Origin of the sequence: Parvibaculum sp. (assembly GCF_035511255.1) — a bacterium.
GTDB lineage: Bacteria > Pseudomonadota > Alphaproteobacteria > Parvibaculales > Parvibaculaceae > Parvibaculum.
In genome coordinates this window covers 1-9,615 of the sequence record NZ_DATKFR010000456.1, presented here as the reverse complement: position 1 = coordinate 9,615, position 9,615 = coordinate 1, and the positions used below count along the sequence as shown (strand labels likewise).

General features: G+C 63.7%; 12 protein-coding genes. 11 read left to right on the top strand and 1 reads right to left on the bottom strand.

Features of this window, described 5'->3' with window-relative positions; genetic code table 11:
- From VMR03_RS17055 to VMR03_RS17015, 9 genes are all read left to right on the top strand, one after another.
- Positions 1 to 1,327: M3 family oligoendopeptidase (locus VMR03_RS17055; RefSeq protein WP_325407340.1), on the top strand; the 1,327-nt coding region annotated here is incomplete at its 5' end.
- Complete coding sequence (locus VMR03_RS17050) at positions 1,324 to 2,682, top strand: AarF/ABC1/UbiB kinase family protein (protein WP_325407338.1); 1,359 nt, start codon at positions 1,324 to 1,326, stop codon at positions 2,680 to 2,682. The genes VMR03_RS17055 and VMR03_RS17050, both read left to right, overlap by 4 nt.
- Before the next feature lie 34 nt (positions 2,683 to 2,716).
- Positions 2,717 to 3,172 (top strand): PaaI family thioesterase, encoded by a 456-nt coding sequence (locus VMR03_RS17045; protein WP_325407336.1) that lies wholly within the window; start codon positions 2,717 to 2,719, stop codon positions 3,170 to 3,172.
- Positions 3,169 to 4,140, top strand: coding sequence for an alpha/beta hydrolase (locus VMR03_RS17040; RefSeq protein WP_325407334.1), 972 nt, complete (start codon positions 3,169 to 3,171; stop codon positions 4,138 to 4,140). The genes VMR03_RS17045 and VMR03_RS17040 overlap by 4 nt, the downstream gene beginning before the upstream one ends.
- Before the next feature lie 140 nt (positions 4,141 to 4,280).
- Complete coding sequence (locus VMR03_RS17035; protein ID WP_325407332.1) at positions 4,281 to 4,427, top strand: aa3-type cytochrome c oxidase subunit IV; 147 nt, start codon at positions 4,281 to 4,283, stop codon at positions 4,425 to 4,427.
- Between the two features lie 121 nt (positions 4,428 to 4,548).
- Positions 4,549 to 5,679 (top strand): Re/Si-specific NAD(P)(+) transhydrogenase subunit alpha, encoded by a 1,131-nt coding sequence (locus VMR03_RS17030; protein ID WP_325407330.1) that lies wholly within the window; start codon positions 4,549 to 4,551, stop codon positions 5,677 to 5,679.
- A complete protein-coding gene (locus VMR03_RS17025) occupies positions 5,618 to 5,998 on the top strand; it encodes an NAD(P) transhydrogenase subunit alpha (protein WP_414693196.1) in 381 nt (126 codons plus the stop codon). Before VMR03_RS17030 ends, VMR03_RS17025 begins: the two co-directional genes overlap by 62 nt.
- A gap of 12 nt (positions 5,999 to 6,010) precedes the next feature.
- Positions 6,011 to 7,420 (top strand): NAD(P)(+) transhydrogenase (Re/Si-specific) subunit beta, encoded by a 1,410-nt coding sequence (locus VMR03_RS17020; protein ID WP_325407328.1) that lies wholly within the window; start codon positions 6,011 to 6,013, stop codon positions 7,418 to 7,420.
- A 113-nt stretch (positions 7,421 to 7,533) separates the two neighbouring features.
- On the top strand, positions 7,534 to 7,884 hold the full coding sequence (locus VMR03_RS17015; RefSeq protein ID WP_325407326.1) for a DUF6614 family protein: 351 nt from the start codon (positions 7,534 to 7,536) through the stop codon (positions 7,882 to 7,884).
- Between the two features lie 55 nt (positions 7,885 to 7,939).
- On the opposite strand, the gene rpsU is transcribed toward VMR03_RS17015, so the two are convergent.
- On the bottom strand, positions 7,940 to 8,170 hold the full coding sequence (rpsU, locus tag VMR03_RS17010) for a 30S ribosomal protein S21 (RefSeq protein ID WP_325407324.1): 231 nt from the start codon (positions 8,168 to 8,170) through the stop codon (positions 7,940 to 7,942).
- 166 nt (positions 8,171 to 8,336) lie between these two features.
- Here rpsU and def point away from each other — a divergent pair, with 166 nt between their 5' ends.
- Together def and VMR03_RS17000 are read left to right on the top strand one after the other, a co-directional pair.
- Positions 8,337 to 8,915 (top strand): peptide deformylase, encoded by a 579-nt coding sequence (def, locus tag VMR03_RS17005; protein WP_325407322.1) that lies wholly within the window; start codon positions 8,337 to 8,339, stop codon positions 8,913 to 8,915.
- Positions 8,908 to 9,615: a COQ9 family protein gene (locus VMR03_RS17000; protein ID WP_325407320.1), complete on the top strand. Its 708-nt coding sequence runs from the start codon at positions 8,908 to 8,910 to the stop codon at positions 9,613 to 9,615. Before def ends, VMR03_RS17000 begins: the two co-directional genes overlap by 8 nt.

Genomic DNA, 9,615 nt, shown 5'->3' with positions numbered 1-9,615 from the left:
CTCCGACGAAATCGAGACGCTGCTGCATGAAAAAAGCGTCTCCGGCCGTTCGGCCTGGAACAGGCTCTTCGACGAGACGCTGTCGCGGCTCACCTTCGATGTCGAGGGCGAGACGCTCTCGTCGGAAGGCGCGTTGCATCGCCTCGCCGACCGCAATCCCGCGCGGCGGAAGGCGGCGGCCGAGGCGCTGGCGAAAACCTTCGCCGCCAATGTCCCGACCTTCGCGCTCGTCACCAACACGCTCGCCAAGGACAAGGAGATCGAGGATCGCTGGCGCGGCTTCAAGGACATCGCCGACAGCCGCCACCTCGCCAATCGCGTCGAGGGGGAGGTCGTCGCCGCGCTGGTCGATGCGGTGCAGCGCTCCTATCCCGCGCTCTCGCACCGCTATTACAAGCTGAAGGCGAAGTGGCTCGGTCTCGACAAGCTCGAATATTGGGACCGCAACGCACCTCTTCCGGATGCGGACGATGCGACGATCCCCTGGTCCCATGCGAAGGACACCGTGCTCTCCGCCTATCGCGGCTTCACACCCGAAATGGCCGACATTGCGCAGCGCTTCTTCGAGCGCGGCTGGATCGACGCGCCCTTGCGGCCGGGTAAGTCGCCGGGCGCCTTCGCCCATCCGACGGTGCCGAGCTCGCATCCCTTCGTGCTGGTGAACTACCAGGGCAAGACGCGCGACGTGATGACGCTCGCGCATGAACTCGGCCACGGCGTTCATCAGGTGCTGGCCGCGCGGCAAGGCGCGCTGATGGCCGACACGCCGCTGACGCTTGCCGAAACCGCGAGCGTCTTCGGCGAAATGCTCACCTTCAGGAAGCTCCTCGCCGACACGACAGATCCAAAGCGCCGCAAGGCGATGATCGCCGGCAAGGTTGAGGACATGCTGAACACGGTCGTCCGCCAGATCGCCTTCTACACGTTCGAGCGGCGCGTCCATACGGCACGCCGCGAAGGCGAGCTGACGGCCGAGCAGATCGGTAAGATCTGGCTCGACGTCCAGAGTGAAAGCCTCGGGCCCGCTTTCCATTTCGCGCCAGGATACGAGACCTACTGGTGCTACATCTCGCATTTCATTCACGCGCCCTTCTACGTCTACGCCTATGCCTTCGGCGACTGCCTGGTGAACTCGCTTTATGCGGTTTATGAACAGGCGTCGGACGGCTTCGCCGAGCGTTACCTCGACATGCTGGCTGCCGGCGGCACGCTCCGTCACAAGGAGCTTCTGGCGCCCTTCGGCCTCGATGCGAGCGATCCAGGTTTCTGGGACAAGGGCCTCACGGTCATCCGTGGGCTGATCGACGAGCTGGAGCGGAGTGAGTGAACGACAAGCCCGACGAAGAGGCGAACCGACTGGGCCGGCGCGTAAAGCGCTATGCTCAGGTCGGCGCCGGTGTCGGTGGGCTGGCGGCGAAGGTGGCGGGAAGCCGAATGTTCGGTCTCGCGCCCGACAATGATCGCACCGCGCGCGAATTGAAAGTCGCGCTGGGCGGTCTCAAGGGGCCGATCATGAAGGTCGCGCAGATGCTCGCGACCATCCCCGACGTGGTGCCGCCTGAATTCGCCGCCGAACTCTCCGAATTGCAATCCGCCGCGCCGCCGATGGGCTGGCCTTTCGTCAAGCGTCGCATGCGCGCCGAACTCGGGGCAGGGTGGGAAAGCCGCTTCCAGAACTTCGAGCACGACGCGGCCGCCGCCGCGTCGCTCGGACAGGTGCACCGTGCCACCGGGCTCGATGGACGAAGCCTTGCCGCGAAGCTGCAATATCCCGACATGCAGTCCGCGGTCGACGCCGATCTCAACCAGCTCGGGATCATATTCTCGATCCATCGGCGCCTCGATTCGGCGATCGATACGCGCGAGATCTACGCTGAAATCCGCGAGCGCCTGCGCGAGGAACTCGACTATGAACGCGAAGCCGCGCATATGCGGCTCTATGCGTCGATCTTCGCGAAGGACAAGCGCATCGCTGTACCCGAAATCGTCGAGGCGCTTTCGACAGCGCGGCTTCTCACCATGACCTGGCTCGACGGCGCACCGCTGCTCTCGTTCCGCGACCGCAAGCTCGATGAGCGCAACCGTATCGCCGAAGCGATGTTTGCCGCCTGGTGGTATCCCTTCAGCCATTACGGCGTCATCCATGGCGATCCGCATCTCGGCAATTACACGGTGAGGCCGGATCTCGGCATCAACCTGCTCGATTACGGTTGTATCCGCGTCTTCCCTGCGGCCTTCGTCGAGGGCGTGGTCGAGCTTTACCGCGCCCTCGAAACGGACGACCGCGATCGGGCGGCGGCGGCCTATGCGCGTTGGGGGTTCAGGAATCTCTCGAACGAACTTATCGACGTGCTGAACGTCTGGGCGCGTTTCATCTACGCGCCGATGCTCGACGACCGTGTGCGCTCGATCGCCGACGGGGTCAGTGCTGCCGAATATGGCCGCGCCGAAGCCTTTCGCGTCCATCAGGCCTTGCGTAAGCTCGGCCCGGTGACGCCGCCGCGCGAATTCGTCTTCATGGACCGCGCCGCCATCGGCCTCGGCGGCGTCTTCCTGCATCTCGGCGCGGAACTGAATTTCCATCGGCTCTTCAATGAAACCATCGACAAATTCGACGCCGGCGTTCTTGATAAGCGCCAGAGCGCCGCGTTAAAGAAGGCGGGCGTTCCAAAGCCGCTTTGAATTGCCGCTCCGAATTTCCAGTCGAGTGCCGCCCATGACCGACGATCTCCTCGAAGAAGCCTCCGTGCCGCTGCCCGAGGGCTATCAGCCGATGAACTGGTTCCGCGGCTTCGGGCGCCAGATCGGCCCGCTCTACGAGCGCATCGGTGACGACGGGACCTATGCGCGCGCCTTTCTCGTGCAGGAGCATCACACCAACGGCATGGGCAATTGCCATGGCGGCATGTTGATGGCTTTCGCCGACATGGCCTTTGGACATGCGGTCACCATGGCGACGCATCGCTACTGGGTGACGGTGCGTCTCCTCACCGATTTTCTCTCTTCGGCGAAAGTCGGAGAATGGGTTGAGGGCAGCGCCGAGGTCATCGGCACGGAAGAGGATTTCTTCACCGTGCAGGGTCGTATCTGGTGCGGCGATCGCACGATCATGACGGGGACCGCGGTCTTTAAGGCATTGGGCGAGCGGCCGCCGAAAGTGGAGGCAAAATGAACGAACCTTTCGACAAGGAGCCGGATCCCGAGCTCGGACCCTTCATCGACGTGCCTCCGCTCTGGTTCGAGCGCGCGATTGCGACGCCCGCCGAAAGCCGCTATGTCACCGTCGAGGGAACGCCGGTTCATTACCTTCATTGGGGTGACCCGAAGAAGCCGGGCCTGTTGCTGGTCCATGGCAACGGCGCGCATGCGCAGTGGTGGTCCTTCATCGCGCCCTTCCTGGCCGAGGAATATTCCGTCGCCGCCATCGACATCTCCGGCATGGGCGACAGCGGCTGGCGCAATGGCTATTCGCTCGAGGTCTTCGCGGAAGAACAAATGGCTGTCTGCGAGGATGCCGGCTTCTTCAAGAATGAAGAACCGCCAATCATCGTCGGCCATTCGTTCGGCGGCTTCGTTACCATCGTCACGGGCTCTCTCTATGGCGAGCAGCTTGCGGGCACGGTCATTATCGACAGTCCGGTCAATCCGCCGGACAGGAAACGCGACGGGCCGTCGGAGCATGCTTTCCGCCCGCATCGCGTCTATCCGACGATGGAGGCCGCGCTCGAGCGCTTCCGTCTCGCGCCGCCGCAGCCCTGCGCCAACCGCTACATCATGGATTTCATCGCCCGGCATTCGTTGAAGGAGGTCGATGGCGGCTGGACCTGGAAGTTCGATCCGGCGATCTGGCAGCGCTTCGACATCGGCGACATGAGCGCGCGTCTCGCGGCGACCCGTTGCCGCATTGCGATCATGCGCGGCCAGTTCTCGGCGCTCTTGCCGCCCGAAATCGGCGATTACATGTTCACGCTGCTCGGCCGCTCGGCGCCGATCATCGAGATCCCGCTCGCCCATCATCACATCATGCTGGATCAGCCCCTTGCCTTCGTCTCGGCGCTGAGGGCGCTTCTGGCTGACTGGGACCACTCGAAGCCGACGCGCCGGGCCGACCTCGTGGCGCGGCTGCCGTTCAAGGTCTGAAGCGCCCCCGCCTGTACGGATATGCGCACAGTCATTGTGGAGTTCTGGACAGGAAGGCCAGCCGCCTTGGCTTGCCGTCGGCCCGTCCTTTGTTATAGTCCCGCGCAGCTTTAAGCCGGACGAACCAGGAGGGCAGGATCATGGCGGAGAACAATGCACAGGGCTGGGGCGCGGAAATGAACGCGGCCGAGCATATCGGCACATACGACGCCTTCATCAAGGGCGCCAAATGGGGCACGGTCGCTGTCGTCGGTCTGCTCGTCCTGATGGCGATTTTCCTTCTCTGAAGCCGGTTTGGGACTGTCGGGGTTGACAGTCGGTCCAAGCGAAGTAATTTAGAGTAATTCTAATTAGCAGGTGTCCAGTATCCGCTGGATGCCTTCTTGTCGCCAGGAGCGGACAATTTCCATGAAACTCGCGATTCCCAAAGAGCGGCTGGACGGCGAGACGCGAGTCGCGGCCTCGCCTGAAACGGTGAAGAAACTCGTCGCCCTCGGTCTCGACGTCGTCGTCGAAAGCGGCGCGGGCGCCCATGCGAGCTTTTCGGACGCGGTCTATCAAGAGGCGGGCGCGAAGATCGCCGCCTCCGAGGCCGAGGCTCTGAAAGACGCCGATATCGTCTTCAAGGTGCGCGGCCCTTCCGATGAGGAATTGCCGCTCTTTAAAAAGGGCGCCTTCCTCGCCGCCATCCTGAACCCCTATGGCGACCGCCCGCGCATCCAGAAGCTCGCGGGCCAGGGCATCGACGCCTTCGCGATGGAGTTCATGCCGCGCATCACCCGTGCGCAGTCGATGGACGTGCTCTCCTCGCAGTCGAACCTCGCCGGCTACAAGGCGGTCATCAACGCGGCCGCCGCCTTCACGCGCGCCATGCCGATGATGATGACGGCGGCGGGCACCATCGCGCCGGCCCGCGCCTTCATCATGGGCGTCGGCGTCGCCGGCCTTCAGGCCATCGCAACCGCCAAGCGCCTCGGCTGCATCGTCTCCGCGACCGACGTGCGTTCGACGACGAAGGAGCAGGTCGAAAGCCTCGGCGGCACCTTCGTCATGGTCGAGTCCGAAGAGTCGGGCGACGCGGCCGGCGGCTATGCCAAGGAAATGAGCGAGGACTACAAGCGCCGTCAGGCCGAGCTTGTCGCCGAGCACATAAAGAAGCAGGACATCGTCATTACCACGGCGCTCATTCCGGGCCGTCCGGCGCCGGTGCTCGTCACCGAGGACATGGTGAAGTCGATGAAGCCGGGCTCGATCCTCGTCGATCTCGCGGCCGAACGCGGCGGCAATTGCCCGCTCACCGAGCCGGGCAAGACCGTCGTGAAGCACGGCGTCACGATCATCGGCGACCTCAACGTCGCGGCCCAGCTCGCCGTCGACGCCTCGGCGCTTTATGCCAAAAACCTCCTCAACTTCATCACGCCCATGATCGACAAGGAAACGAAGTCCCTGAAGATCAACTGGGAAGACGAAACCATCGCTGGCACCTGTCTCACCAAAGACGGCCAGATCGTTCACCCGTCATTGCGCGAGGGCAATTGAGATGGAAGCCGCAGTCATCGATCCCATCGTCTTCCGGCTCGCGATCTTCGTGCTCGCGATCTTCGTCGGCTACTACGTCGTCTGGAGCGTCACGCCGGCGCTGCATACGCCGCTGATGTCGGTCACCAACGCCATCTCCTCCGTCATCATCGTCGGCGCGCTGATCGCGGTCGGCGTCGACATGATGCAGGCGGGCGAATCAGGCTGGATGTCCAAGGGTCTCGGCTTCGTCGCCGTGATCCTCGCCTCCGTCAACATCTTCGGCGGCTTCCTCGTCACGCAACGCATGCTCGCCATGTACAAGAAAAAAGATCGTTGAGGGGCCACGCACATGTCAGCCAATCTTTCGGCCCTTCTCTATCTCGTCTCGGGCGTCCTCTTCATCATGGCGCTTCGGGGCTTGTCGTCGCCTGAAACCTCCCGCCAGGGCAACACCTACGGCATGGTCGGCATGGCGATTGCCGTCGCCACCACGCTTGCCGTGCTGCAGGCGCAGAACCAGATGACCTGGGCGCTGGTCGTCGTCGGCGTCGCCATTGGCGGCGGCATCGGCGCCGTCGTCGCGCGGCGCATTGCCATGACGGCGATGCCGCAGCTCGTCGCCTTCTTCCATTCGCTGGTCGGCCTCGCCGCCGTGCTGGTCGCCTGGGGCGCCTTTTTCTCGCCGGCCGCCTACGGCATCGGCGAGCTCGGCGCGATCCATGCGGGCAACCTCGTCGAAATGTCGATCGGTGTCGCCATCGGCGCGATCACTTTCTCCGGCTCGATCATCGCTTTCGCGAAACTGAACGGAAACATGTCGGGCGCGCCGATCATGCTGCCGGGCCGGCACGTCATCAATGCCGTCATGTTCCTCGCGATCGTGCTTGGCGTCGTCTATATCTGCATCGACCCCTCGCACCAGTCGACCGAGCTCTTCCTGGCGATCACGCTCATCGCCTTCGTCTTCGGCTTCCTGATCATCATCCCGATCGGCGGCGCGGACATGCCCGTCGTCGTTTCGATGCTGAACTCCTATTCGGGCTGGGCGGCGGCGGGCATCGGCTTCACCCTCGGCAACCTCGCGCTCATCATCACGGGCGCGCTGGTCGGCTCCTCGGGCGCGATCCTCAGCTACATCATGTGCAAGGGCATGAACCGCTCCTTCGTCAGCGTCATCCTGGGCGGCTTCGGCGCCGACACCTCGGCCGCGGCCGCAGGCGGCCATGTCGAGACGCGGCCTGTGAAGCAGGGCTCCGCCGACGACGCGGCCTTCATCATGAAGAATGCCGGCTCGGTCATCATCGTTCCGGGCTACGGCATGGCGGTTTCCCAGGCGCAGCACGCGCTGAAGGAAATGGCGGACCATCTGAAGAAGGAAGGCGTCAAGGTTTCCTACGCCATCCATCCGGTTGCGGGCCGCATGCCCGGCCACATGAACGTGCTGCTCGCCGAGGCGAACGTGCCCTATGACGAGGTCTTCGAGCTCGAGGACATCAACAACCAGTTCGCCCAGGCCGACGTCGCCTTCGTCATCGGTGCGAACGACGTGACGAACCCCTCGGCGAAGACCGATCCGAAGAGCCCGATCTTCGGCATGCCGGTCCTCGATGTCGAAAAGGCGCGCACGGTTCTCTTCGTCAAGCGCGGCATGGCGTCGGGTTACGCGGGTGTCGAGAACGAACTCTTCTTCCGCGACAACACCATGATGCTTTTCGGCGACGCCAAGAAAATGGTCGAGCAGATCATCAAGGCGCTGTAGCTCAAATTCTCCTGTCACCCCGGCCTTGTGCCGGGGGCCAGGGGCCGCTTGTTCCGCGTTTGACGCTCCTGGATCCCGGCACAAGGCCGGGATGACATCCGTGGTTTAGGCAAATGGACATCTATCACGGCTGGTGCGACCTGAAGCCCGGCGTGCGCGACATGACCTTCGTCGAAGCCTTCACGCGCTACATGGAACATCTGAAGGGCGAGGGGAAGATCGAGAGCTACAGGCTCACCCGCCGCAAGCTCGGCCTTGGGCCGTCCGGGCTCGGCGAGTTTCATTTCATGATCGAGGTGAAGGATATGGCGCAGCTCGACGCCGCTTTCTCTTTCGTCGCGACGAGGGGAGAGCCTATCGAAGGCGAGCATCACGGCGTCAATTCACTCGTCCGGAACGTCCAGTTCGCGCTCTATCGCGACTTCCCGGACGCGGTCCGAAAAACGGGCGAGGAGAGGTTCTGAAAACAAAAACGCCCCCGAATTCGGGGGCGTTGTCGTCTCGACCGGAGCCGAAGAATTACATGGCCGGGCGGGGCTTTGCCACAACGCCGCTTTCGCGCTGGGCGCGCTTGCGGGCGAGCTTGCGGGCGCGGCGGATGGCTTCCGCCTTCTCGCGGGCGCGCTTCTCCGAGGGCTTTTCGTAGAAATTGCGCAGCTTCATTTCGCGGAAAACGCCTTCACGCTGAAGCTTCTTCTTCAGGGCCTTCATGGCCTGGTCGACGTTGTTGTCGCGAACGAGTACCTGCACGGGCGAAAATCCTGTAGAATCAATGGGTTGGGCGGAATGGGGAATCTTCCCTCCCGCGCGAGCCGCTTATCTATCAAAGGCGGCGCGAATTGTCCACCCCGACCGGCGGTATCGGGCCGCGGCCCGGATGGTTGCCGGAACGCCGGGCCACCCTCATATTCTGCCCATGGCCATACTGAAAATCGCCCGCATGGGCCATCCCGTCCTCTCCCGTGTCGCCGAGCCGGTCGCCGACCCGACCGCGCCGGAAATTCGCGCGCTCGTCGCCGACATGATCGAGACCATGATCGACGCGAATGGGGCGGGCCTTGCCGCGCCGCAAGTCTACGTGCCCAAGCGCGTCGTGATCTTCCAGGCCCCGCCGGAGCGCGCGCCCGAAGGGATCGACGAGGCCGAGGCCTTCGACCACACGGTCGCGCTCACGGTTCTCATCAATCCCGAGATCGAGGTTCTCGCCGACGGGATGGAGACGGGTTGGGAGGGCTGTCTTTCCGTGCCGGGTCTCCGCGGCCTCGTGCCGCGCTACACGGAGCTTGTCTATCGTGGGCAGGGCCTCGATGGTGAGACGATCGAACGCCGCGCGAGGGGCTTTCACGCGCGCGTCGTGCAGCACGAATGCGATCACCTCGATGGAATCCTCTATCCGCAGCGCATGAGCGATCTCGCCGATCTCATCTTTGAAAGCGAAGTGCGCGCCCGCATGGCGGCGGAAGCCGAACGACAGAAGGAGAAGGCCGATGCCTGATCGCGCCAGCACCAGGACCAAGGCAAAAACGCCGGGCTCCCGCGCCGGCAAGCGGGCCGATCATCTGGATGTCGCGCGCGCCAAAATTCTTGCCGCGGCTCTTCCCAACGTCACCTTCGACGGCTGGACGACGCATCTGCTCGCCAACGCGGCGAAGGAGGCCGGCATTTCCCATGGCGAGATGCGTCTCGCCTTTCCGGGCGGCGTCCTCGATCTCGTCGATTGTTTTCTGGCCGATGGCGACCGGCGGATGGAAGAGGCGTTGGGCGAACGCGATCTGGCCGCGCTCAAGATCCGCGAACGCATCACGCTGGCGGTCCGCACCCGTATCGAGGTCGATGCCGCTCATCGCGAGGCCGTCCGCCGCGCCGTCACGATCTTCTCGCTGCCGACATCGGGCACATACGGTCCGCGCGCGCTCTACCGCACTGTCGATGCGATCTGGCGCGCGGTGGGCGACACCTCGACCGATTTCAATTTCTACACGAAGCGGGCCATTCTCGCCGGCGTCTATTCGGCGGTGACGCTGCACTGGTTTGCCGACCAGTCGGAGGATTATGCCGAGACATGGAGCTTTCTCGACCGGCGTATCGACGACGTGATGCGCATCGAGAAGGTGAAGGCGAGCGTGAAAAAAGCGACGAACTGGTTGCCGGATCCCGTCGGGCTTCTGGGCAGGCTGCGTTACGGGCGCGGCTGA